The 24,188-nt window shown below is 44.4% G+C and carries 18 protein-coding genes and 1 rRNA gene; 7 read left to right on the forward strand and 12 right to left on the reverse strand.

Annotated features, from left to right (window positions below):
* Positions 1-6: 6 nt before the first annotated feature.
* From rrf to priA, 5 genes are all read left to right on the forward strand, one after another.
* A 5S ribosomal RNA gene (gene rrf / locus NG821_RS10260) occupies positions 7-119 on the forward strand.
* Between the two features lie 358 nt (positions 120-477).
* Positions 478-1,074 (forward strand): hypothetical protein, encoded by a 597-nt coding sequence (locus NG821_RS10265; protein WP_252761574.1) that lies wholly within the window; start codon positions 478-480, stop codon positions 1,072-1,074.
* 247 nt (positions 1,075-1,321) lie between these two features.
* Positions 1,322-1,543 (forward strand): DUF2795 domain-containing protein, encoded by a 222-nt coding sequence (locus NG821_RS10270; protein ID WP_252761575.1) that lies wholly within the window; start codon positions 1,322-1,324, stop codon positions 1,541-1,543.
* Between the two features lie 385 nt (positions 1,544-1,928).
* A complete protein-coding gene (locus NG821_RS10275) occupies positions 1,929-2,558 on the forward strand; it encodes a porin family protein (protein ID WP_252761576.1) in 630 nt (209 codons plus the stop codon).
* Between the two features lie 79 nt (positions 2,559-2,637).
* Positions 2,638-4,908 carry a replication restart helicase PriA gene (gene priA / locus NG821_RS10280; RefSeq protein WP_252761577.1) on the forward strand — a complete coding sequence of 757 codons (2,271 nt, stop codon included), beginning with the start codon at positions 2,638-2,640 and terminating at the stop codon, positions 4,906-4,908.
* Positions 4,909-5,088: 180 nt separating this feature from the next.
* On the opposite strand, the gene NG821_RS10285 is transcribed toward priA, so the two are convergent.
* Positions 5,089-6,624, reverse strand: a complete 1,536-nt coding sequence (locus tag NG821_RS10285) for a hypothetical protein (protein WP_252761578.1) — start codon at positions 6,622-6,624, stop codon at positions 5,089-5,091.
* Between the two features lie 361 nt (positions 6,625-6,985).
* Positions 6,986-9,043, reverse strand: coding sequence for an HD family phosphohydrolase (locus NG821_RS10290; protein WP_252761579.1), 2,058 nt, complete (start codon positions 9,041-9,043; stop codon positions 6,986-6,988).
* 109 nt (positions 9,044-9,152) lie between these two features.
* Here NG821_RS10290 and gltX point away from each other — a divergent pair, with 109 nt between their 5' ends.
* Positions 9,153-10,670: a glutamate--tRNA ligase gene (gltX, locus tag NG821_RS10295; RefSeq protein WP_252761580.1), complete on the forward strand. Its 1,518-nt coding sequence runs from the start codon at positions 9,153-9,155 to the stop codon at positions 10,668-10,670.
* A gap of 27 nt (positions 10,671-10,697) precedes the next feature.
* On the forward strand, positions 10,698-11,945 hold the full coding sequence (locus NG821_RS10300) for a 3-deoxy-D-manno-octulosonic acid transferase (RefSeq protein WP_252761581.1): 1,248 nt from the start codon (positions 10,698-10,700) through the stop codon (positions 11,943-11,945).
* 203 nt (positions 11,946-12,148) lie between these two features.
* Here NG821_RS10300 and NG821_RS10305 read toward each other — a convergent pair whose 3' ends face one another.
* The 10 genes from NG821_RS10305 to NG821_RS10350 all read right to left on the reverse strand — a co-directional run bounded on the left by NG821_RS10305 (position 12,149) and on the right by NG821_RS10350 (position 24,187).
* Positions 12,149-12,799, reverse strand: coding sequence for a carbohydrate-binding family 9-like protein (locus tag NG821_RS10305; RefSeq protein ID WP_252761582.1), 651 nt, complete (start codon positions 12,797-12,799; stop codon positions 12,149-12,151).
* A 329-nt stretch (positions 12,800-13,128) separates the two neighbouring features.
* The gene (locus NG821_RS10310; protein ID WP_252761583.1) at positions 13,129-14,118 is read right to left on the reverse strand and encodes an ROK family protein; all 990 of its coding nucleotides are present in this window, start codon (positions 14,116-14,118) and stop codon (positions 13,129-13,131) included.
* Between the two features lie 151 nt (positions 14,119-14,269).
* Positions 14,270-16,276 carry a glucosamine-6-phosphate deaminase gene (locus tag NG821_RS10315; protein WP_252761584.1) on the reverse strand — a complete coding sequence of 669 codons (2,007 nt, stop codon included), beginning with the start codon at positions 16,274-16,276 and terminating at the stop codon, positions 14,270-14,272.
* 69 nt (positions 16,277-16,345) lie between these two features.
* The gene (nagB, locus tag NG821_RS10320; RefSeq protein WP_252761585.1) at positions 16,346-17,137 is read right to left on the reverse strand and encodes a glucosamine-6-phosphate deaminase; all 792 of its coding nucleotides are present in this window, start codon (positions 17,135-17,137) and stop codon (positions 16,346-16,348) included.
* 116 nt (positions 17,138-17,253) lie between these two features.
* Entirely contained in the window at positions 17,254-18,864 is a 1,611-nt protein-coding gene (locus NG821_RS10325) for a beta-N-acetylhexosaminidase (protein ID WP_252761586.1), read from the reverse strand.
* A gap of 104 nt (positions 18,865-18,968) precedes the next feature.
* Positions 18,969-19,781: a twin-arginine translocase subunit TatC gene (gene tatC, locus NG821_RS10330; protein WP_252761587.1), complete on the reverse strand. Its 813-nt coding sequence runs from the start codon at positions 19,779-19,781 to the stop codon at positions 18,969-18,971.
* Entirely contained in the window at positions 19,771-19,977 is a 207-nt protein-coding gene (tatA, locus tag NG821_RS10335; RefSeq protein ID WP_252761588.1) for a twin-arginine translocase TatA/TatE family subunit, read from the reverse strand. The genes tatC and tatA overlap by 11 nt, the downstream gene beginning before the upstream one ends.
* An 86-nt stretch (positions 19,978-20,063) precedes the next feature.
* Positions 20,064-21,269: an ROK family transcriptional regulator gene (locus NG821_RS10340; RefSeq protein ID WP_252761589.1), complete on the reverse strand. Its 1,206-nt coding sequence runs from the start codon at positions 21,267-21,269 to the stop codon at positions 20,064-20,066.
* A 153-nt stretch (positions 21,270-21,422) separates the two neighbouring features.
* Positions 21,423-22,424 carry a metallophosphoesterase family protein gene (locus NG821_RS10345; RefSeq protein ID WP_252761590.1) on the reverse strand — a complete coding sequence of 334 codons (1,002 nt, stop codon included), beginning with the start codon at positions 22,422-22,424 and terminating at the stop codon, positions 21,423-21,425.
* A 359-nt stretch (positions 22,425-22,783) separates the two neighbouring features.
* Complete coding sequence (locus NG821_RS10350; RefSeq protein ID WP_262921887.1) at positions 22,784-24,187, reverse strand: DUF5009 domain-containing protein; 1,404 nt, start codon at positions 24,185-24,187, stop codon at positions 22,784-22,786.
* Position 24,188: the final 1 nt, after the last annotated feature.

Raw genomic sequence — 24,188 nt, forward strand, 5'->3', positions numbered from 1 at the left:
GCCAAACCAGGTGGCTTGAGCGGTGGTGTCCCACCTCTTCCCATTCCGAACAGAGAAGTTAAGCCCACTTGCGCCGATGGTACTGCAATGCAATGCGGGAGAGTAGGCAGCCGCCTCCTTTTAAAAAAGAAAAGAGAAGGACTGAAGATGAGGACCCCGGAGGCAGGAATGCTTCCGGGGCCCTCTTTTTTGTGTGCCTTTGGCTTACATCAGGGCATAGTTGCGGAGTGGTTGTTTCATTCCCTGGATTAGGAGGCCAGTCCATAATCTTGGAATTTCATATGATATTCTTCCTGTAAATGCGTATCTTTGCAGGATATAAAGCTAAAAGACATAGTAGGTATACAAAAAAAATCACTGTTGTCGGATTACCTTATTTTTTTGATCAATCCGGCCTTTTGAGGTGTATCGCATTAATCAATGTCTTAGCCATGAAATTAGGGATCATCGTTTTTCTATCCTAAAATTGTAACTGGTATGTTGGAGCGATTGGAAAATATCTTTTTGAGGATTTGGAGATTGAGGCACATGTATGGATTCGGTGTTCAGTCTCCTTCTGCCTACAGCTTTATCCGAAATATCGTCAATGAGAAATATCCTTATTATGATTACTCGGATCTTAAGGCTCAGTTTCCTCATGCTGCTTACCTTTCCAGAAAGTTGGGTGAACTCTATTTCCGAATAGCAAATGCTTATCAACCAAAGACTTGGTTTTCCTATCTGCCTTCTTCGGATATATACAGTTCTTACATTCATTCGGGTTGTCAACAGACCGTTATTGTTCATATCGATACCAAATCGGATCAGAATCTGCCGGACCAATTGAATCATTTTGATCTTGCTTATGTCAACTTGATTCAAGAGGGTATACCAGTTGGCGAAAAACTCCTGCATCTGGCTGACCAACATTCTATTTTAATCTTAGAACAGATTCACAGTAATAAGCAAAATCGTCATTTTTGGAGACAGGTGATTGCAAGTCCTTTAACTTGCCTTACATTCGATCTCTATTATTGTGGTATCATCTTCTTTGACCGTACTAAATCCAAACAGAATTTCATCGTGAATTTCTGATTGACAAGTTTTGTTTATGAATAATATTTAGTAGTGTATCTTCTTGAAAAAGTACGAGACGGTGATGTTTACCTATTGTACTGGATCAATTTTAAACGAATAAGAAGGCAATGTGGTCATCATTTTGAAAGAACCTTTAAATTTTAAGCTTTATTGATAAATAATCAGAAAAATAATATCATAAATACTTGCAGTTTATTGGAAATTTATTATTTTTGCACGCAAATTAAGTAAAGGAGATGATGCTATGTATTGGACACTTGAATTGGCTTCTAAATTGGAAGACGCACCTTGGCCAGCAACAAAAGATGAGTTAATCGACTATGCTATACGTTCCGGAGCTCCTGATGAAGTGCTGGAAAATCTGAAAGAAATTGAGGATGATGGCGAAGTCTATGAAAGTATCGAAGACTTGTGGCCGGATTACCCAACGAAGGAAGATTTTCTTTGGAATGAAGATGAATATTAATTTTTAATAAAACAGTAAAAGGTGTGTCGAAACTGTATTTTGGCGCACCTTTTTTATGTTGTTAATATTCTTCTGTATAACAATTTTTTAGGTTTCTCATCGTTTAATAAGAGGAAGACCATATAAATGGGTTTCCTTTTGGTGGTGTACCTTGGCTTTAAGGAGTCTATCCTCAAAGTATCATTTGCAAGCGTATGATTGGATGAGATGCTTGCTGTTTGATCCGTCTTATGTGAAGGGATCGGATACGGTCGAGTTTAGAGGGTCTTGAAAATGCAATTTTTAGACACCATTAATGTGCGGTTTTCCTGATTGAGAGAGTAGGGTTGTGTGTCAAGTGTGTTTACGTATAATAGAGTATTAATTTAAAATTTAGGCTTTTAATATGAAAAAGATTTTTTCAATTGCCATTTGCCTGATTGCACTGTTATGTGCAACTCCCGCAAATGCGCAGATCAAGTTTGGACTCAAAGGCGGTTTGAATGTGACGGACATGTCATTCAGCAAAGACGTTTTAGATGCTTCTAATCGTGCTGGCTGGTTTGTAGGTCCGACAGTTAAGATCTCTTTACCTATCCCCGGATTAGGAGTAGATGCATCTGCACTGTATGATTATCGTTCAGCTAAAGTGGATGGTAAGGATGATAACGCCTCTTCAGAGAAAGTAACCGTTAAACAGCAGCAGTTGGCTATTCCTGTCAATCTCCGTTACGGTTGGGGACTTGGAAGTTTGGCAAGTGTCTATCTCTTTGCAGGACCTCAATGGGGCATCAATGTAGGTGACAAGAACTTCCGCTGGACAGACGGTTCAAGTTATTCCCTTAAGAAGTCAAACTTCAGTCTGAATTTTGGTTTAGGAACAACACTTCTCAAGCATCTTCAACTTTCCGCTGATTACAATGTGGCATGTGGAAAAACTGCTGATGTCACTTGGCTGACCGGAGTCAAAGATGTGATGAAGAAAGATAAAAGTCGAAATAACAGTTGGCAGATAGCTTTAGCTTATTATTTTTGATTGAATATCGACTGCAAACGATTAAAAGCAGATGCTCATCTTGTGAGTGTCTGCTTTTTTCTTGTTATCTTTGCAAGTGATGAAATTTGTAGATGTCATATTGCCATTGCCGCTGAATGCCCTTTTTACTTATTCCGTACCGGATAAGTTTGCTGGCAGGATTCAGACAGGCTTGCGTGTGCTTGTCCCTCTCGGGCGCAGTAAGCGGTATATCGCCATAGCAGCTAAAGTGCATGATCAGCAACCGGAGTTCAAGTGTAAACCGATTTTGGATATTCTGGATGATGCACCCATGCTCCTGCCCGTTCAACTCCAACTTTGGCAGTGGATATCTGATTATTATATTTCCCCGATAGGAGATGTGTTTAATGCGGCGATGCCTTCAGGCCTGAAAGTCTTAGGCAAATATAAACCCAAATTAGAAGTTTATGTAGGTCTATCCGAATCTTATAGGAATGAAGCCTCCTTGCATATCGTTTTGGATATGCTTTCCAGGGCAGCAAATCAAAAGAAAGTTTTTATAGCTTATCTTTCCCTTTCTCATTGGGATACATTGGAGAATGGGAAGGTACGTGATGCCGTCGCAGAGATTACCCGTGAAGAACTGATGAATTCCTGCCATTGTACGCTAGCCCAGGTCAAGGCATTAGTGGAGAAAGGAATCTTTTATTTTTACGAGAAGGAAGTGGGCAGGTTGAATCATGCAGGAATGGTTCACCCCGAGCGTATCCAACCTCTGAATCAAGCGCAGCAGAAGGCGTTGGGGGAGATAAAGGATAAATGGCAGAAAGAAAATGTCGTATTGCTCCATGGGGTAACATCCAGTGGAAAAACTGAAATCTATATCCATCTGATTGCAGAGGCGATAAAAAAGCATCAACAGGTGCTCTATCTCTTGCCGGAAATTGCGCTGACAGTTCAGATGATGGAACGGCTGCAGCGTGTCTTCGGGAGTAAGTTAGGTATCTATCATTCGAAATACAGCGATGCAGAGAGGGTGGAAATCTGGAAGAAACAACTCTCAGACCATCCTTATGATGTCATCCTAGGTGCCCGTAGTGCGGTCTTTGTACCGTTCCAACATTTGGGAATGGTGATCGTCGATGAAGAGCAGGAGACCTCCTTCAAGCAGCAAGATCCTGCGCCACGCTATCAGGCGAGGGACGTATCCGTCGTATTGGCAAAGTTGTATGGTGCCAAGACTTTATTGGGTACAGCGACTCCTTCTATGGAAAGCTATTATAATGCCAGTACAGGAAAATATGGGTTGGTGAATCTGACTACCCGGTATCAGAATATCCAGTTGCCTGAGATTCGTCTCGTGGATGTCAAAGATCTAAGGCATCGGAAGATGATGACTGGACCTTTTTCGCCTGACTTGTTGGCTGCAATGCGTCAAGCTTTGGATGGTGGTCAACAGGTGATTCTCTTTCAGAATCGGAGAGGATTCTCTCCGATGATCGAATGTCAGAATTGCGGGTGGACTCCTAAATGTGTCAATTGTGATGTGTCTCTGACCCTTCACCGGAATATTAATCAGTTGGTTTGCCACTATTGCGGTATGACCTATAAGATACCCACGGTGTGTCCCCAGTGTGGCAGTGCTGACTTGAAAGATGTCGGCTATGGCACAGAGAAAATCGAAGACCAGGTGCGTCATCTCTTCCCTGAAGCCCGTGTCGCGCGAATGGACCTTGATACGACAAGGACACGCCATGCCTATGAGCGGATTATCAATGATTTTGCTTCAGGCAGGACGAATCTTCTCATTGGGACACAGATGGTAACTAAAGGACTGGATTTTGACCATGTGAGTGTCGTGGGGATCCTTGATGCTGATGCGATACTTAACTATCCTGATTTCCGTGCTTATGAACATGCTTTTATGATGATGGCTCAGGTGAGTGGGAGAGCAGGACGCAAAGGGAAACAGGGGTTGGTGTTGCTGCAAACTAAAAATCCGGAATTACCAGTTATCCGGCAAGTGGTCCATCACGATTATGCCGGTTTCTATCAAAGTTTGCTTTTTGAGCGTCGCACTTTTCACTATCCACCGTTCTATCGACTCATTAATGTCTTCTTGAAGCATAAGGATGAGAATATCGTCCAACAGGCTGCATCCGAGATGGGAAGGCAGTTGGTCAATTTATTCGGAAAGCGAGTTTTAGGTCCTGATAAGCCCCCTGTAGCACGTATCAAAGCAATGGAAATAAGAAAATTGGTGATTAAACTAGAGATTGGCATTGACCAAAAGCGTGTTCGAGAGTGTCTTTTGCATCTTCGGGATCAAATGTTGAAAAAATCCGCGTACGGTGCTTTGCAGGTCTTCTATGATGTAGACCCATTATAATAAGAGGTGTAAAATTCCTAATGACGGAAGTCGGATAAAGGTTTCCGAAACTCTTTCTTCAGGGCAATGTTCTTGCAGAACATTATATTCAGGAGTCTATTGAGGCAATTACTAGTTGATGATATGCTATTCTGAGAAAAAATGAGAGAGGACTGACGGTTCAGTCCCCTCCTCATGTTACTATAGATCAATATCCAGTCCTACTCCCAGCACTTTATTGGTTCGAGTGAAGTCGTCAGTATTCCGGACACTTATCTCTTGTCCCCCTTCTGCAATGGTCTGGTCATATTCTTTCTTCTTGTGCCCATAGGCGGTGATGAAATAGGCAATGTTGATGCTGGCATTTTTCATCACCTTGAATTTTGTGCCGAAGCCATAGGAATTGCTGCTCGTTACAAAACTCATGTCATTCAGATAGGAGCCGTCTCCGAAATCGTATTGCGTGCGTTGATAACCGGCACTGACAAGGATGTTCTTCGTGATATCCCATTCTGCACCGCAAAGGTATTCCATAGAGTTACCGCCCAAGAGTTTCTGTTTGTCATCCGCCATTTTAGCATCTTTATCGAAGTAATAGTGATAACTGCCCATGACTCTGACTTGCGGCAGAATCGAATACTGTACACCGGCAGTCCAAATCCCGGGTAAGTCATTGGGGGTATTTACTCCATCTGTAAACAGTCCAGTATCATCTCGCTTGGTGTCGTTCTCTATATTGAAGTGAGTGGTAAATTCAAGTCTTGTTGCAAAGTTCCATTTGCCGGTCTTGTAATCGATACCGATGATCGGGGTGATGCCCCAACCATATTGGTCGCAACTCAGATATTTGTCAGCAAACTGGTTCTGAGTGTTGTCCATTTGCTGTGCCACTTGGGTGTATTTTTGAGCTAAGACCTCATAGTTGGCCTTTTGAGTGGGGTCTGTGATCTCTGTAGACCGCATCTTATAATAGAATGCCATCTGATTATAGGTATCGGCCTGACTCCCAAAGAAAGTATATAGGTTTTCTCGTGTCCCATTGATATCGGCAGTAATATTTGTGATATTTCCCCGATAACGGTTGAAGGCATAATTAAATCTGAAGCCACCATAGACAGAAAGATGAGGATTGATTTTATAAGTCGTTCCGAATTGGAGACCGAACACGTATTGCTGACCTTTGACATAACTGTCTACAGAATATCCCGGTTGGGTCGACTGGAATCCCTGACTGTACAGCAAGGCTGGGATCAAGGCAACCTGGCGTTCGAAAGAACCTAACCCACGGTTGAATGTACACTGTCCTCCACCTCCATTAATGGAAAACCCTAGTTGAAAACCGATACGATCATAGTTCAGGGCTATCTGGAAAGTCGGAAGAATAGGCACTGATGCTTTTCCTTTAAAGGTCTTGATACCGTTTTGATCCCCACCATCCAATTTAAACGGCTGATAGTAGGGTGTCCCTTCCAGGGAAGGAACAGTCATGCCGCTCCTGATCGTGCGTGTCTGATAGACATTCTGAATATTAAAAGACAAATGTAGACCGTTAGGGAGGAAGGCTACACCGGCAGGGTTACTGTATACACCGTCGATGCCTATAGCCCCGTCACGAGCCATATTGCGGTTGAAGGCAATATTCTGATTTGTATTGGTCAACAGACCTCCTGCTGTGATTGGAATTGTTGTGGTCATGAAATAGCAGAGGGCCAACAAGGCTAATTTTATTTTATTCATCTTAATATTTGGAAAACAAATTGGTCGCGAAGTTACATGAATTGTTCTTATTTTCCTAATATCAGACCAAATATTTAATATAGGTTAACTTATTTCCCGTCTGTTAACCTATATCGAATAAGGAAATTCCAGTTGGAATATCCTTTAAGAATTTTGTCATTAATGGGTAATATCCGGTTAATTTTGAGTTGTACCTTTGTCTTTCATGGATATGAATCTGCCGGTTAATTTTGCAGGTATTGGACATAATAGATCAAACTAACGCCACCAAGGTTTGGCAGTTCGTTAATTTGATGCCAATAAAAAATAGTCGTAAGAGTTTTAGAAAGGAAGACCGACAAACAGTAAACTGTGTTCTTCCTTATTTTTGAGATTTCAATTCAGGATAAGAAATACGCGTATGGTAGATGGCCTTCAACCTTTCTATTAATACCTGTTTAGCCTGTGCGATATCTCTGAATGTGATAGGGCACTCTTTGAAAAATCCTTGTTCTACTTGACCGTCAATGAGTTTGTTGACCAAGTCAGTGATGCTTTTTTCTGTATATTCCGTCAAAGAGCGGGAGGCAGCTTCTACTGTGTCGGCCATCATCAGGATCGCCTGTTCCCGTGTGAATGGATTCGGACCCGGATATTGGAAGTCAGCAGGATCAACATCTTCGTCAGGATGCTCATTCTTGTATTTGACATAGAAGTATCGTGTAATTCCGGTACCGTGGTGCGTGATGATGAAGTCCTTGACAATACTGGGCAGATTGATCTGCTCAGCTATTTTCATGCCCTCAGTGACGTGACTGATAATGATCTGGGCACTTTCTTTATAACCCATCTTCTCATGAGGGTTGACACCTGACTGATTTTCTGTGAAGAAAACCGGATTGGTTATCTTTCCGATATCATGATAGAGTGCGCCTGTGCGGACCAACAAACTCTTAGCCCCTATTTTATTGGCAATTTCTGCAGCCAGATTGCCTACCGTGATGGAGTGTTGGAATGTTCCCGGTGCTATTTCACTGAGTTTTCTGAGAATACCCTTGTTGGTATTCGAAAGTTCTATGAGCGTGACATCTGAAACAAATCCGAATGTCTTCTCGATGAGATACATTAAAGGATTAGCCAGCAGCAGCAAGACCCCGTTTACGATAAAATAGGTGTACATGCTCCTGTCTATCTTTACAATCTCGTTGCTTTGCATCAGATCGAGGGAAAAGTATACAGCCATACTGACCAAGGTGACCAGTAGTGCCGTCTTGATGACCTGCAACCTGTTGGAGAGTTCTCGCAGGGAGTAGATGGCAACCATGCCTGCCGCCAATTGGACGATAATGAATTCATATTGGTATTTCACGGCAACGGCACAGATGAGAACCATTGTAATATGTGTGACGAAAGCTGTCCGTGAGTCTTGGAATATCCTGATGAAGATAGGTACTAACGCAAAGGGTATGATATAGACACTGAGAAAATTGTGTTTGATCATAAATGATGTCAGGATCGGGAAGATGACGATCATGGAGTAAAGCATCAGGATATTCCTGGTCTTTTCGAAATAGTCCTTTCTGAACAGAATCAGGTACAGTGTGAAGAGCATGACCAGAATGTACACGAAGATCAATTGCCCGGCAATAGTCGAGTTCAATTCATCCTTGGTCGCACTTCTCCGTTTGATTTCTTTTTCATAGGAATTGAGTACCCGATAATCGTAGTCGTTGATGATTTCCCCTCGGTCGATGATCTTCTGACCGCTGAGGACCATGCCACTGGCTAAAGGAATAGCACTCAGCAGATCGTTCTTTTCCGTTTCATTCCTGCTCTTGTCATAGATCAGGTTCGGTTCGATATAGTCATTGAGATTGCAGCGTTGCAGGATCAACCGCTCCTTGTTCAGTCTCTCATTCATGAACAATTGCTCATAGGCAGACAAGGTCGAATAGAGTCGGTTGACCACTCTGCTTTGAGCCTGTTTGCCGATGACCACACGGATCATGTCGGTAGAGTCTTTGTAGATTGTGTTGTATTCCGGAGTATTCATTATTCCGGCTTGATAGAGTTGGTGCAACTGTTCAGCAATCAACGACACATATCCGTTAGGCAGGCCGGGGATGCCGCCTTTAAAATCAGTGAGGAATTTCCCGATATTGTCTTTTTCTATTTGCGCATTATAATTATAGTAAGGTTGGAACCGTTTCAGTAAGGAGTCTTTCTCTTTTTGAATGGTCTCGTCAGTCTTATAGATAGGAAAATCAAATTTAGCGATAAATGCGCCATACATCCAAGGCTTCCCCATATCGTATTGGAATTGCCTGCCTTCATTACGAGGCAGGAACCATACGATGATGGCTACAGTAGCGATGACTAACCCGGAACGGGTAAAGAAATCGCGCCAATAGTGATCTTCTTGTTTTTTAAATAGATTCATGAATGTCTTGAATATTGTATTATACTTTGCGAAAGTACGAAAAAAATTGCAATGTTCGAAAAAAAATATTAATTTTGCACGAAAATAATTGTTTAGGTAGATTTTTATCATGGCTGGAAGAAAAGTCCGCGTGCGTTTTGCACCTAGTCCAACAGGACCTTTGCATATAGGTGGCGTGCGTACTGCGTTGTTTAATTATCTTTTTGCTCGCCAGCATCATGGCGCACTGGTATTCAGAATAGAGGATACGGATACGCATCGTTTTGTTCCGGGGGCAGAGGAGTATATCCTTGAGTCTTTCAAATGGCTGGGCATTCATTTCGATGAAGGTGTCGGCTTTGGAGGACAGTTCGGTCCTTACCGTCAGAGTGAACGCCGTGAGATCTATAAGAAATATGTCCAGATCCTCCTGGATAAGGGGAAGGCTTATTATGCTTTTGATACGCCGGAAGAGTTGGAGGAGAAGCGGAAAGAGATCAAGAACTTCCAGTATGACTCCCATACACGTATGCAGATGCGTAATTCCTTGTCTTTGCCTGAAGATGAAGTTCAGCGGCTTTTAGCTGCAGGGACTGAATATACGGTCAGATTCAAGGTGGAACCTGGTCAAGACGTGCATGTCGAAGACATGATTCGAGGCGAAGTGTGCGTGAAGAGCGATATCATCGATGACAAAGTACTCTATAAAAGTTCTGATGAACTGCCGACCTATCATTTGGCAAATATCGTAGATGACCATCTGATGGAGATCACCCATGTGATTCGTGGAGAAGAATGGCTGCCGAGCGCACCTTTGCATGTCCTGCTTTATCGTGCTTTCGGATGGGAGGATGAAATGCCTCGTTTTGCCCATCTACCTTTGTTGTTGAAACCTGAAGGCAAGGGCAAGTTGTCCAAGCGTGACGGTGACAGACTCGGATTTCCTGTGTTCCCATTGGAATGGCATGATCCCAAAACCGGTGAAGTGAGTTCGGGATACCGTGAAAGTGGCTATTTCCCTGAAGCTGTAATCAATTTCCTCGCCCTATTGGGCTGGAATCCGGGGACAGAACAGGAACTCTTCTCACTGGACGAACTTGTCAAACTCTTTGATATCGGCAAGTGCTCAAAGTCAGGCGCACGTTTTGATTATAAGAAAGCTGTGTGGTTCAATCATGAGTATATGCTTCGTAAAAGCGATGAGGAGGTTTCAAAGCTTTTCGCTCCTATCGTCGCTGAGCATGGAATAAAGACTACTCCGGACCGCATTGAGGATGTTGTCAGGATGATGAAGGACCGTGTCGATTTCGTCAAAGAACTCTGGCCACTGTGTGCCTTCTTCTTTGTTGCTCCTTCTGAATACGATGCTAAAACGGTAAAGAAGCGGTGGAAAGATTATTCGGCACAACAGATGACTGAATTGATCGATGTCCTTAACGGTATCGAAGACTTCTCTGTGAAAGGGCAGGAAGATACCGTAATGAAATGGATTAATGAGAAACAATATAAACTAGGTGATGTCATGAATGCATTCCGGTTGGCTCTTGTAGGTATTGGCAAAGGTCCTGGTATGTTTGATATTTCTGCCTTCTTAGGCAAAGGGGAATGTCTCAGACGTTTGCATCGTGCTATAGAAATTTTGAAATAAACGCTTTAGGTAAACAGAATCCGGCATATGTATGATTTTTTTCTCTATCTTTATTCCCTGGGCGTAGCTATTGATAGTTTGTTCAATGCGAAAGTCAAGAAGATGTGGCGCGGTGAACACCAGGCTTTTAATATTCTCAGGGAAAAGGTAGATCCTGAAGCAAAGTATATTTGGTTTCATGCGGCATCTCTCGGTGAATTTGAACAGGGACGCCCGCTGATGGAATGTATTCACCAGGCTCATCCGGAATATAAGATCTTACTGACATTCTTTTCTCCTTCGGGCTATGAGGTGCGTAAGGATTATCAAGGTGCAGATATTATCTGTTATCTTCCATTGGATACGCCTCTCAATGCCAAACGTTTCTTGGGGTTGGTTCATCCTGTCATGGCTTTCTTCATCAAATATGAATTTTGGCGGAATTATCTCAATATACTGAAAAAGCGGAATATCCCCACTTATAGTGTCAGCAGTATCTTTCGGGAGAAGCAGATCTTCTTCAGATGGTACGGTTGTGTCTATGCCCATGTCTTGAAATGCTTTACCCGTCTGTTTGTACAGAACCAGAAGAGTAAGGACTTGTTGGAGATGATTGGTGTGAGGGATGTCGATATAGTGGGGGATACGCGTTTTGACCGTGTCCTGCAGATCAAAGAAGCTGCGAAACCATTCCCGGTCGTAGAGGCATTTAAAGAGGGATATAAGGTCTTCATTGCCGGCAGCAGTTGGCCTCCTGACGAAGATATCTTTATTAAGTTCTTTAACGATCATCCTGATTGGCGCTTGGTTATTGCACCCCATGTGATTACACCTGAGCATCTGAAGCAGATTCAGTCAAAACTTAAAATGCCGACGGTCTATTACACGGATACAACACCTGAAGAGGCTGCCCATGCACAGTGTTTGGTCATTAATTGCTTTGGACTCCTTTCCGGCATTTACCGCTATGCTGATGTAGCTTATATCGGTGGTGGCTTTGGTGTAGGGATTCATAATACCCTCGAAGCTGGCGTTTGGAATGTCCCTGTCATTTTCGGTCCGAACAACAAGAGATTCCGTGAGGCTCAAGGCTTACTCAAATCCGGTGGTGGCTTTGAAATCCAATCTTATGAGGATTTTGAGCAACTCATGAATACATTCCTGAAAGCCCCGGCTGTGGTAAAGAGAGCCGGTGATGCTGCAGGGGCCTTCGTCAGAAGTCTTGCAGGTGCTACTCAACGGGTATTCGATTATGTAGAGAAGACCGTATGGTCAAAGTGTGGGAGACTGCATTGATTGTCAAACTACGATTGTCTTGCCGTCGAGAACCCAAAATCAATGCCTGACGTTTCTTTATAGGTGGTAAGACTACAGTTGATCTCGGATAAATTGATACGATAGTTTTATTCTTCTTTTATTGCAGATGCTTCATAACTATCTATAGGAAGACGTGTGACAACTTAACTCTTTTGGCTAGAATGATTTTTAGATGAGAAGAATCATTCAAACACCAATTCTCCAAAAGAATTGGGTTGATGGAAATCAGGGTGAGGCGTATCTATCGGGTTCCATGAGAGATAATGGCTTTGTTTCTGTTTATCTCCACACTTATAGAAATTAGCATAGACAACTTTTCCTGAAACAGATTGTATGGCGCTCTTGAAATAGGCGCTTACGGGAATCCTTAATGCCAGTTCCCACGTTGTTATCCCAGGCAATTCAGCAAAAGGCAGGCGGCCGTTAGAAGACCAACGATCGATACTTTTCAGCGTATCGAGGGAAGCCTGTTCACGATTACTCCGACTTTCCCCACACCCGATCAACAAGGTGCCGATACAGTTGCATTCCATGTTATAATAGATACCGCCCTTCTCGAATTGAGAGAAAAATTCGCAACAGGAATCTTCCCATACACGTCCATTGTCCTCTGCATTGACAGCCCTTGTGTTTTCTTCTGTGACATGATACATGATATAAATGGTATCACCTGAATGGGCAATTCTGAAGAAAACGGTCGGATGATAAGGATGGTCGGGCCAATTGACGGTATCTATGGGTTGCCATTTGATATTCTCATGGTCGAATATAACGGGTATCTCTGCCGCTGTTTGGCAGATCTGTGAAAGTTTGGGAACTAATAGCCTTTTCATAATTATTGTTGTTCAGATGAGGATACGAGAAAGAGATAAACGGTCCACCATATTGCGCTTAGGATCAGCGCTTCTAAGTAATGAGGGTTTTCTCCATTTTCTTTATCAACTATTAAAATGATTTTGGGGTAAAGTCCCACTGGATTATTCTTTCATTACTATCCTCGAACTCTCTGTGGATATAAGGTAAGAAAGATTTATATTCTCGCCTGCATCAAGTCAGTATGCTCAACAGTGAAAGATTTGGATATAAGTTAAGAAAGATTTCTTTAGTGAGTCCTTATCAAGAGCTACGACAGTCAACTCTAGATTTGTGCCAGGACGGAAATCTACCCTTTTAATACAGTTTGTCCCACGGCGGAAGCTCCAAGTATAGCCGCATTGCTGCCGGGAAGAGAGCTGATCAGAAACTTAGCTTTCCCTTTGTACATATTCAAAACATATTTATCGTAAGCTTCGAGGACCGGTTTCATCAGTAAATCTCCGGCCTTGGTGAGTCCTCCGAAAAAGATATAGGCTTCCGGACTGCAGAAAGTCGTGAAATTAGCACAGGCTTTGCCGAGCATCGCTCCGGTAAAATCATAGATCCGTTTTGCGAGTCGGTCACCCTTTCCCGCTGCAATACTTACTTCGAGAGATGTGAGTTGATCAGGTTCAATCCGGCGCAGCAAACTCTCCTCCTGACTTTCTTTCAAGAATTCCCGTGCAGTACGGGCGACTCCCGTTGCCGAACAATAAGTCTCCAGGCAGCCTTTGCGTCCGCATCCGCATTGTCGGGCATCCTTGCTGAAATCCATGATCATATGTCCCAGTTCGCCTGCAAATCCATCGCAGCCATACAGGATCTGTCCATTCGCAACAATACCGGACCCTACACCTGTGCCTAATGTGATATCAATGAAATTCTTCATTCCCTGTGCCACGCCATAGGTCATCTCCCCCAATGCTGCCGCATTCGCATCATTGGTCACGGCTACTGGAAGATGATCCAGTTGTTCTGAAAATAATTTTGCCAAAGGGACGGCGCAGTCATGCGCCCATACCAAATTGGCTGCATATTCCACCGTACCTTCATAGATGTTCCCCTTCGGGGCTCCTATGCCCAAGGATTGGATATTTCCGATACCCCCTACAGCAGCAATGACAGGTTGCAGTGCAGCGACGGCAGCATGGACGTAATCCTCTACTTTCTGATAAACTTGGGTCTTGATGGAAGTAGTGGCAATGATCTTTCCGTGATGATCTACTATTCCGAAGACAGAATTGGTGCCCCCCAGATCGAGGCCGATCGTATATTTTTTCTCAGGTTGAGTCGTCATAGTTCTTAATGTTTGGTAAACCGAAAAACAGATACATTGAAATCCCCTTGTCGCTTATGGAATCCGTTAAATCGGAAAGAAAGTGACAAAAAAGGGTCTTGGCAGCATTTGCTGCCAAGACTTAAAGAATAAGTACAAAATGTTTTCTCAATTATTTGGCGTATGTCTGAGGATGGTATTCCACGAACGCCTCCATAGCCTCGTAGCTTGCCAGTCCCAGGTCGTCATACAACTTGGCCGTCGCTCTGTTGCGGTCTTCGGCACGCTGCCAGAAAAGTCGCTCGTCGTTGCCCAGATACGGGGCGGAGTCAGCCTGTGAAGAGTGCTTGAGGATGGCGTTGCGTTTGGCACGGAGTTCTTCCGGGCTCATCGGCACGCACATCTCGATATATTCCACAGGGTATTCTGCCCAGGCACCGCGGTACATCCAGATACGGCAATCCTTCAGCCATCCTGCATGCTCCTGCTCTTCGAGGTCGATAGCAGCCAGAACGGCATTCGTGCATTTGCGGTGAGTGCCGTGAGGGTCTGCCAGGTCTCCGGCAATATAGATCTGATGAGGCTTGATCTGCTGCAGGAACTTGCGGACAATGTTGACATCCTTGATGGTCATAGGCAGTTTCTCTACGCGTCCGCTCTCATAGAACGGCAGGTCGAGGAAGTGGACATGGTCGAGCGGTATGCCGTTGTAGGTACATGCCGTACGGGCTTCACCACGACGGATGAGACCCTTGATGTTCAGGACATCCCGCGTATCGATGTCCCCCTCTTTCTTGTTGGCCAGGAATTTCTTGATTTCCTGATACTTGGTCTTGATGACCTGATCCTTGTCATCGCTGAATATCTGGTTGAAACCGTTGATGAAGTGCATGAAGCGGGTGACCTCTTCGTCATTTACAGCGATGTTGCCGGATGTTTCGTAAGCGATATGGATATCGTGTCCCTGCTGAACCAGCCGGCGTATCGTCCCGCCCATTGAGATGACATCGTCATCAGGATGAGGAGAGAAGACGACAACGCGTTTAGGGAAAGGTTTTGCACGCTCAGGACGGTAGGTGTCATCAGCATTAGGCTTACCGCCCGGCCATCCCGTAATCGTGTGCTGCAGGTCATTGAATATCTTGATGTTGGTGTTATAGGCCGATCCGTACAGCGCCAGGAGATCAGACAGTCCGTTCTGGTTGTAGTCCTTGTTGGTGAGTTTCAGGACAGGTTTGTGAGTGATGCCGCACAGCCAGACCAGGGCTGCCCGTATCATCTGATCCGTCCATTCGCAGGAAGTGACCAGCCAGGGATGCTCTATCCGGGTGAGTTTGGCAGCAGCAGCCAGGTCCACGATGATATGTGCGTCATTGTGAGTCTGCAGGTAAGAGGCAGGGGTCGTATCCTGGAAAGGCCCTTCAACGGTCTTCTTGATGATATCGGCCTTTTCGTCACCCCAGGCTACTATAAATACCTTTCTGGCAGCAAGGATGTTTCCAATACCCAAAGTGATGGAGCATGGAGGAACCTGGTCCTGACCGTCAAAGCTCATCGTCATTTCCTGGCGGGACGTAGCGTCTACCAGGATGAGCCGTGTTGCGGAAGTCATCATACTACCCGGTTCGTTGGCTGCGATATTCCCGCTGCGGCCGATACCCAGGAGCATGATGTCTATACCTCCTGCTTCCTGGATCTGGCGCTCATACTGACGGCATTGATCCTGCACTTTTTCCTGGGGGATGGTACCATCCATGGAATGGATGTTCTCCTCAGGAATGTCCACCTTACTGAAAAACTGTTCCCGCAGTTGTTTGATACTGCTGTGTTTGTTGCCGTTCAGGGGGAAATATTCGTAGGCATTGAAAGCGACGACATTCTTGAAACTCAGTTTCTCTTCATTATGCCGCCGTACCAGTTCTTCATAGATATGGGTCAGAGACTGGCCGGTACCGAGTCCGAGCACGCAATTCTTTCCGAGTCGTGCCTGGGATTTGATCTTTGCTTCTATCGCGTCGGCAATACGTTTGACACCTTCTTCTTCACTCGGAAAAATACTAGTCGGTATTTTTTCTCTCTGAGTAAGTTCTGAGCGCTCAACAGCTGTCTTGGGATTGTAAAATTCTTCGGATACTTTGTTAAGTACGATTCTTGAACTTAAATTTAAGTTTAAACTCATAGTTGATTTTTGTTTTATGATAGGTCATTGAAAACAAGTAGAATTTTTCAGTCTCTTCCCATCGGTTTATTATAGATTATCCTTTTCAATATCCTTGAAATATTTGTATGTGCCGTGCTTCAACTCATCCGTGGCCGTTTCATCCACGACGATAATGCTGTGGGGATGCGTCTGCAAGGCCGAAATGGTCCATGCCTGTGTCACAGGCCCTTCCACTGCCGCACGGACAGCACGTGCCTTGTTATGGCCGTTGGCAAGGATCAGAACCTCCCTGGCTGCCATTACCGTCCCCACGCCTACTGTCAAGGCATGTTTGGGAACCTTGGTGACGTCATTGTCAAAGAACCGGCTGTTGGCAATGATAGTGTCAGTGGTCAGTGTCTTCACGCGTGTTTGGGAACGGAGAGAGGAGAATGGTTCATTGAAGGCGATGTGCCCGTCAGGGCCTATGCCTCCGATAAACAGGTCTATTCCGCCTGCTTCACGGATTTTCTTCTCATAAGAGGCACATTCCTCCTCCAGATTCTTTGCGTTGCCGTTGAGGATATGGATATTCTCCTTGGGGCAGTCGATATGATTGAAAAGGTTAGTGGCCATGAAAGAATGGTAACTCTGCGGATGGGACTCCGGCAGGCCGACATACTCGTCCATGTTGAAAGTGACGACGTGGCGGAAAGTTACCTTGCCTTCCTTGCAGGCTTTGACCAGGCAAGCGTACATCCCCTCAGGAGAGGAGCCTGTAGGCAGGCCCAGGACAAAGGGATGCGCTGCGGTCGGCTGAGCGGCATTGATGCGGCGTATAACGTATGCGGCTGCCCATTCTGACAGGGCCTTGTAATCTTTTTCAATAATTAATCTCATAGTTCTATCGTTGTTTAAAAGTCCATTGGCAATTTCTGTCCGACCCCTTTAGGGTTAGCGTCCGGAGTCGGAAAAATAAATTCGGTTTTATAATCGTGCCTGTGTACCATTCCCGCTTACTCTTTCTTCGGTTCTGCCCAAAGGAATTTGGCATAAGTCAGGCCATAGGCATCGTAGAGTTCCTTCATCTTCATGGAACGGCCCTTAAAATCCTGGAAGTTCTTTGCTTGCGGCTGCATCCATTGTACCTCGCACAGCGCTGCCATGCGGGGGAGGACCTGGTATTCAGCCAACTCCGGACAAGTGATGTATTCAGACCACAGATTAGCCTGCACGCCAATGATGTGGCTGTTGGCTTCCTTCGCGCTGGGATCGGCAAAAGGCTCGAACGCATAGGTCTTCTCAATGGGGAGGTATCCGCCGATGAGCAGAGGTTCATTCTGTATATCTTTCGTCTGATAGTAGTCGAAATAGTTATTGTCCGTAGGCGACATGATGACATTATGGCCAAGTTTGGCAGCCTTCTCTCCCGGTGCTGCACCACGCCATGACATGACCACTGCAGACTTGTCAGGTTGTCCGCCGAGTATTTCATCCCATCCGATCATCACGCGTCCTTTGGACTCGATATACTTCTCGATGCGATTGGTGAAATAGCCCTGCAGCGTGTTGAGCGTGAGATTATTGTCCTTCATCACCTTCTGGCATTTCGGGCATTTGGCCCATCTTTCCGTAGGGGTCTCATCACCACCGATATGGATGTACTTGGAAGGGAAGATGGCGAAAATCTCGTCCAGAACATCCTTGGCAAAGTCGTAGACTTCAGGATTCCCCAGACAGAGGACATCCGGGAATACCCCCCAGGACTGGCCGACCTTATAAGGCCCGCCCGTACAACCCAGATTAGGGTAGGAGGCGAGTGCAGCCAGCATGTGTCCCGGCATGTCTATCTCGGGGATTACCGTGATAAAGCGGTCAGCGGCATACTTGACGATCTCCCGTGCCTGGTCCTGAGTGTAGAAACCACCATAAGGCGTACCGTCGTAGACACTGCTGTTACGCCCGAGCACAGTTTGATCCCGCTGTGAGCCCTTTTCAGTCAGGGCCGGGTATTTCTTGATTTCGATGCGCCAGCCTTGGTCTTCAGTCAGGTGCCAGTGAAACACGTTCATACCGTGCAGGGCAAGGAGATCGATATATTTCTTGATGAATGAGATCGGGAAGAAATGTCGTCCGCAGTCGAGCATCATGCCACGATAGGCAAAGCGGGGCTGGTCGGTAATCTTCACTGACGGAAACTCGACAGATGTCACGGACTTGCCCACGGGGAGTGATTTCCGGAGGGTCTGGATACCGTAGAATACGCCTGCGGCAGTCTTCCCGCTGACCGTTATGCCTTTGGCATTCACATCGATGGCATAGCCTTCGCTGTTGGGGATCTTCTTGTCGATGACCAGATTGATGGCATTCTTCTTTTTCCCCGTCGAGACCTGGAGTTGGAGTCCGGTAGTTTCTTCGGCATATTCAGCCAGGAAACGGCCGTCGCGAAGCAGTTTCTCGTCACCTGCGGGTACTGCTACCGTAGTACCCGAATTTAAAACGAAAGGAGCCTTGCCTGTCATTTTGATAGATTCAGGCAGTGGGACGGTCCTATAATCAGCCTTGTCCTGGGCAGACAAGGCAGCTGTCAACAGTAGACTTGCCATTATGACTAATATTCTTTTCATCAGTGATTAAGATTAATTTTATAGTTACAAATATACGAAGTTTTTATGAATAATGATACTTATTCGGAGTTTTAATTAACTTTTATCCTTCTAAAAATACAAAGTCATTGCAGTTTGTCATGTACATTAAGGATTTCCTCTTCTTTTAACCGTCTTTTCTCCTCAATTTTTACGATGAAGATGCTGGTTTCATATAAAAGGCACATGGGTACAGCCACGATCAAGAGGGTAAAGGCATCACTTGTAGGTGTTATAATGGCACTGATAATGAAGATGATCACGATGGCTTGTCGTCTGACGAGACGCATCGTCCGCGATCTGAGGAGTCCTAATTTCCCCAATATGGCACTTATGACAGGTATCTCAAAGACAATACCAAAGATGACACTCATCATCATTAATGTGTTGGAATAACTTTCCAGGGTAAGGAAACTGTGGACCGTATTGCTTACATTATAAGTATAGAGAAAGTGAAGGGTGATCGGAAAAACCAAGAAGTAGTTCATCAACAGACCAATTATAAACATGGTATAAGCACTGATGACTAGAATTCTTGAAAACCGCCTTTCATGGTCGTAAAGCGCAGGTGAGATAAATTTATAGAGTAAGTACAGAACATATGGTGAGGCACATAGAAGGCCCAGAGCACAAGCCATCTTCATATGAATGAGAAACTGTTCCGTGAGTTGAGTGTTGATCAGTTCGACGGGAAAGGTTTTCACCCCCATCAATTGATATGTGATGAAGTCAGGCCGACTTGGCCAGAGTATGATATCGAACAATTGTTTTTTGAAGACAAATCCTAATATGCTGAAGGATACCGTTGCTCCGATTATTCTGAAGAGACTCCTGCGGAGAACCTCCAAGTGATCCCAGAAATCCATTTCGGCATGAGCATTCTGTCCCTCATGATTCATCCTTTGTCTTTATTTCTGTTTCCTTCTTCTTGTCTTCAGTCGCCTTATCCTCAAGGTCGATTTTTTCATTCAGACCGTCTTTAAAACTCTTGATCCCCTTACCTAAACCTTTCATCAGTTCAGGTATCTTCTTGCCTCCAAACAGTAATAATACGATCAAGGCAATGAGCAAAATCTCAGGCATTCCTAAATTCATAATTATATTTTTAAGGTTAGAGGTTCTGTTTTTATAGTTCAGTAAAAATATTCCGAATAGATGTTGCCATCTATCGGAATATGATTTTATTCATCGAATATATGCGTTCTTGCCAACAGGCATGCACCGAATACACCTGCCTTATCTTTCAATTTGGAAAGAGAGATAGAGGTCTCCTTATTGACCAGGTTCAGCGTATATTTACGTACAGCAGTCTTGATGGGTTGCAAGAGATAATCTCCGGTCAGAGAAAGCATTCCGCCGACAATGACAAGTTCAGGATTGAAGATATTGATCAGTCCGGCGATGAACTTCCCGAGTTGTTCCCCCATTTTCTCGATGACATCGATGCAAAGGATATCTTCCCTGTTGGTCGCATCAATGATCTCTTCAATGGAATAAGGTTTGTCACTAGGGTGGTCTTTTGAAAGGATCGAAGACTCCCCGGCTTTAATATGCTCGTTGACGATGCGGATGAGCGCTTGTCCGGATACCTCCGTTTCAAGACATCCCTTTTTGCCACATTGGCAGAGAATTTCATTGTCAAAAGCATGGACGTGTCCTAACTCCCCCGAGAAACCGGATTTCCCCTTATAGAGTTTGCCGTCTATGATGATGCCCATACCCAATCCCCAGTCCAGATTGACGAAGAGGACATCCTTTTCACCGTTTACACAACCTTTGAGATACTCCCCATAAGCCATGGAACGCGAATCATTGTCGATGGACACCTCCTTATGGATTTTATCAGAAATGATTTTGGTAAGCGGAATCTCTGAAAAATTGAAGAGGCTGTAAGAGTAACCAGTTTCAGGATTGACTCTTCCAGAGATGTTGATATTGATATTGATAATCTTTTCAGGGTCAATACCGGACTCCTGAATAAATTTGCTGATCAACCCGCAGAGTTCATCCAGAGAACTCATTGTGTTCTCAAAAGAGTAGGGAATTTTCATTTTCAGAGCTTCCATGTCACCTTTGAAATTCATCAGACCGATGTTGGTTGAGAATTTGTTGAGGTCCACTCCGATGAAATAACCCGACGTAGGATTAAGCCCATAAAGATTAGGGCGTCGTCCTTCACTCGTCTCTAGTTTGCCAAATTCATTGAGGATTTTTGTTTCACACATCTCATTGACAAATTTGGTGGTGGTGGGGATACTTAGATTGAGTTCCTGTGCTAAATCCGTAATAGTTGAATTCCCATTATGGATGAAGTAGGTAATGATCCTCTTCTCGAAAAAAGACAATTTGTTTCCTTCGATAATTCCTTTTATTAGATTCTTAGACATGTCGTCAAATTTTTATTTATTGCATACAAATCTAATAATTTTTAAGTTAGTTTCCATGAATCAAAGAAAAAAATAAGTTAATTTGATAAGATTTAATATCATTTATTTATATTTCTTTTGGAATTCTTCTTGACTTTCCTAAATCCGATAGAATTATCTGGTTCCTTTCCTCACTTTCCAGTTGTCTTTTACATAACTTTCCGGGTAGGATGTCTTGTTCATGATCTGTCCGCCTCTCTCATGAATCCAGGTGTCAAAACGGTGTTCTCCCTCTTTCAATACGATGATTCTAGCCCCATTGCGGAGATGGTTGTACTCTGTATTGCCACCTGAAAAGCGACCGTATGAGAGGAGGACACCGTAATACATCATGGAGCAGTCATTATCATGGTCGTGACCACAGAATACGGCCATCATGTCACCGCATTGTTTCATGGCATCAAACATACCCGCATTGAGCGCTGATGAACACCCGCGTTCCATGCGAGTTCCGGACATGATGACATCCGGATCGGTCATGGCATAATTGTATTCAGGCAAAGGATAGTGCATGAAAGAGATTGCCGGCAGAGGTTTACCATTGTTCTTTTCCGTATACCCGGCACTGGTATTCCTATACCAAGTGACCTGCTCAGGGTAGAATTCCTGGTATATACCCACACCCTTTGTCTTACTGTAATCGTGCGTGTCCATACCGTAGATGACCATTTCCGTTTTAGTGCCGTCTTCAGATTTTACGGGAAGACTGTAATCGAATAATTTGCCTTGCCGTTCCGGCATGACACTGTAAGGAGCCTTCTGCATCATGTCGTATAAGGTATCCAAAGGCGTTCCTTGTTCAGGATCATGGTTGCCGAAAAGCATACAGAACGGTTTTTTCTCCTCCTTGAAGATGTTGAGTACTGTTTGCATTGCTGTCTTGCCCGGTGTAGAATAGACGATATCCCCTGTAACAACGATCAGGTCAGGTTTTTCAGAACTGATGATCTCTTTGATACATTCTGTAGCCTGTTTTGAAGCCGGATTGTCTTGTTGGAAATGAAGGTCAGTAAACTGCACGATCTTAAATTGTCCTTGGTGGAATCTGAGGCCTTGTGCAAAAGTTGAAAATACCCAGCAAGATAAAAGACAAATCAAATAAGTTTTTTTAGACATAAGTATGCGATTTTTAGTATGGTTTAAAATATTGCGAATTCATTTCAAGATCGTGTCCGTCCATCATTTTCCAGATCAAGACAGGCAGGAGACTATCGTCGTGGGTTAAAAAACGACCTCATGCGTTTTCTCTGAAATAAAAAGTGCCATCAATTTGTTGAGGCAAACTGCCGTAGGGAATTCATTCCTATAACTTTCTGATTGATAGCCGTTTGTAATTATAAGGAACAGTTTTCTAGCATTCGGGGAAAGTGCACTTCTTAGTTTCGAGAAAGTCGGCGCTATGTTTCTCGAAACATGACCGCCTTGTTCGAGAAACTATCCTCCTGTCTTTGCCTATAGATAGATTCCCCTGAATTTCAAGTCTTCCAGAATATCTTCTTGATAGTAAATAGAGCTGTCAGCGACATGCAGATTGCCGTAATGATGACGCCTTTCAGGAAACCTGTCCATGGGTTGGAATCCATGATTCCCAGCAGATCATAGAGACCTGAGAATTCCATTAGAGGGATTACGACCATAGACCCCATCACATAAGCCATCATGGGATTTTTTCCGACGAGTTCAAGAGGACGTGAGATCCATTTGCAATGGTAGTAATCACTGACCAATGAAAAGAACAGCAGTCCAAAGAAAGCCAGCCCCGAGGTAGTAAACAGATAACTTATGGTCACGTCATCTTTGCGGATACCGCCTTCAAAGGCTTCAAAACATAATCCGATCATCAAGAACCATGCGCCCCAGTGATAGAGCCGTGTCCACATCTTCATTTCCCCGTCCTCGGCTTTCAACAGAAAATACAGGCCTGTCAACTGGATTGCCGTTAGAATGACATTTGCAGTCAGCATACGGTTATACAACAGGCATACATTACTGGCGATGAGTGTTAGGGAAAGGAAAAGGATGAATGGGGATCGGTTTTTCTTTAATTTCATCAGTTGTATCTCCTTTTCTCCATTGTGATTCTGCCAGTCAAAGAGAATATCCCCCGCAAATGTACCGGGGATAATGACCAACAGGTATTCCAGATAGGAGAAGCGGTACAACCAAGGGAATGGAGAATACTGGCATACAGTTTCCGCCCATGAACCTGTGGCTTTTGCAGATGTGAACAAGGCAATGACGACGATCATGACCAGCAGACGAGCGATGGTGTTCCTGCGCGTCAGCAGATAGATGAGAGAACCGAATAAGGCCATATTTGATAATATCAGGATGATGATATCACTGTCATAAACGGAGAATGTCTTTCCTCCGGCTTCCGGTTGAAACAATATCCACACCAGAGCCAGGACATAGGCTGCTACATGGATCACTTTTGCAGACGTTTCTGAAACCTTCAGGGGATTCCTCATAAACATGAAAAACATCAGGCAGAAGCCCCCTACGGGAACTAAGTATTTGAGGTTCCCTCCTGCCAGCATATACGGAAACATGTGGTTGATGAAGATCGCGAAAAATGCGAGTTTGAGCCATCTCAGCACACTCTTGAATGCCAGATGCTTAGGACTTTCCCCTTCACAGATATGGTGTCGGAAAGAGAGAGGAATTGCAGCACCCATAGAAAAGAGAAAAAACGGGAATATCAGATCCACCCAAGTGATGCCGTAGATATGAGGGTTGAAGATGTGGGCAGGAGGGGGGACTTGGCAATGGTACATCCATGCCGGCAAAATGGAAAAGGCTTCGGATGCCGACAGTATCATTGTCATAATAGCATATCCTCTTAAGGCATCTAAAGAAAGAGCTCGTGGTGGTTTCATA

The organism is Segatella cerevisiae, assembly GCF_024054555.1.
Classification (GTDB): Bacteria; Bacteroidota; Bacteroidia; order Bacteroidales; family Bacteroidaceae; genus Prevotella; species Prevotella cerevisiae.

Bases quoted from the DNA above. Each gene is read 5' to 3' on its own strand.
- NG821_RS10315 (WP_252761584.1), bottom strand. From the start codon at position 16,276: ATGAGTTTAAACTTAAATTTAAGTTCAAGAATCGTACTTAACAAAGTA.
- NG821_RS10325 (WP_252761586.1), bottom strand. From the start codon at position 18,864: ATGAAAAGAATATTAGTCATAATGGCAAGTCTACTGTTGACAGCTGCC.
- NG821_RS10275 (WP_252761576.1), top strand. From the start codon at position 1,929: ATGAAAAAGATTTTTTCAATTGCCATTTGCCTGATTGCACTGTTATGT.
- nagB (WP_252761585.1), bottom strand. From the start codon at position 17,137: ATGAGATTAATTATTGAAAAAGATTACAAGGCCCTGTCAGAATGGGCA.
- tatC (WP_252761587.1), bottom strand. From the start codon at position 19,781: ATGAATCATGAGGGACAGAATGCTCATGCCGAAATGGATTTCTGGGAT.
- NG821_RS10265 (WP_252761574.1), top strand. From the start codon at position 478: ATGTTGGAGCGATTGGAAAATATCTTTTTGAGGATTTGGAGATTGAGG.
- NG821_RS10305 (WP_252761582.1), bottom strand. From the start codon at position 12,799: ATGAAAAGGCTATTAGTTCCCAAACTTTCACAGATCTGCCAAACAGCG.
- NG821_RS10290 (WP_252761579.1), bottom strand. From the start codon at position 9,043: ATGAATCTATTTAAAAAACAAGAAGATCACTATTGGCGCGATTTCTTT.
- priA (WP_252761577.1), top strand. From the start codon at position 2,638: ATGAAATTTGTAGATGTCATATTGCCATTGCCGCTGAATGCCCTTTTT.
- tatA (WP_252761588.1), bottom strand. From the start codon at position 19,977: ATGAATTTAGGAATGCCTGAGATTTTGCTCATTGCCTTGATCGTATTA.
- NG821_RS10350 (WP_262921887.1), bottom strand. From the start codon at position 24,187: ATGAAACCACCACGAGCTCTTTCTTTAGATGCCTTAAGAGGATATGCT.
- NG821_RS10340 (WP_252761589.1), bottom strand. From the start codon at position 21,269: ATGTCTAAGAATCTAATAAAAGGAATTATCGAAGGAAACAAATTGTCT.
- NG821_RS10270 (WP_252761575.1), top strand. From the start codon at position 1,322: ATGTATTGGACACTTGAATTGGCTTCTAAATTGGAAGACGCACCTTGG.
- NG821_RS10345 (WP_252761590.1), bottom strand. From the start codon at position 22,424: ATGTCTAAAAAAACTTATTTGATTTGTCTTTTATCTTGCTGGGTATTT.
- gltX (WP_252761580.1), top strand. From the start codon at position 9,153: ATGGCTGGAAGAAAAGTCCGCGTGCGTTTTGCACCTAGTCCAACAGGA.
- NG821_RS10300 (WP_252761581.1), top strand. From the start codon at position 10,698: ATGTATGATTTTTTTCTCTATCTTTATTCCCTGGGCGTAGCTATTGAT.
- NG821_RS10285 (WP_252761578.1), bottom strand. From the start codon at position 6,624: ATGAATAAAATAAAATTAGCCTTGTTGGCCCTCTGCTATTTCATGACC.
- NG821_RS10310 (WP_252761583.1), bottom strand. From the start codon at position 14,118: ATGACGACTCAACCTGAGAAAAAATATACGATCGGCCTCGATCTGGGG.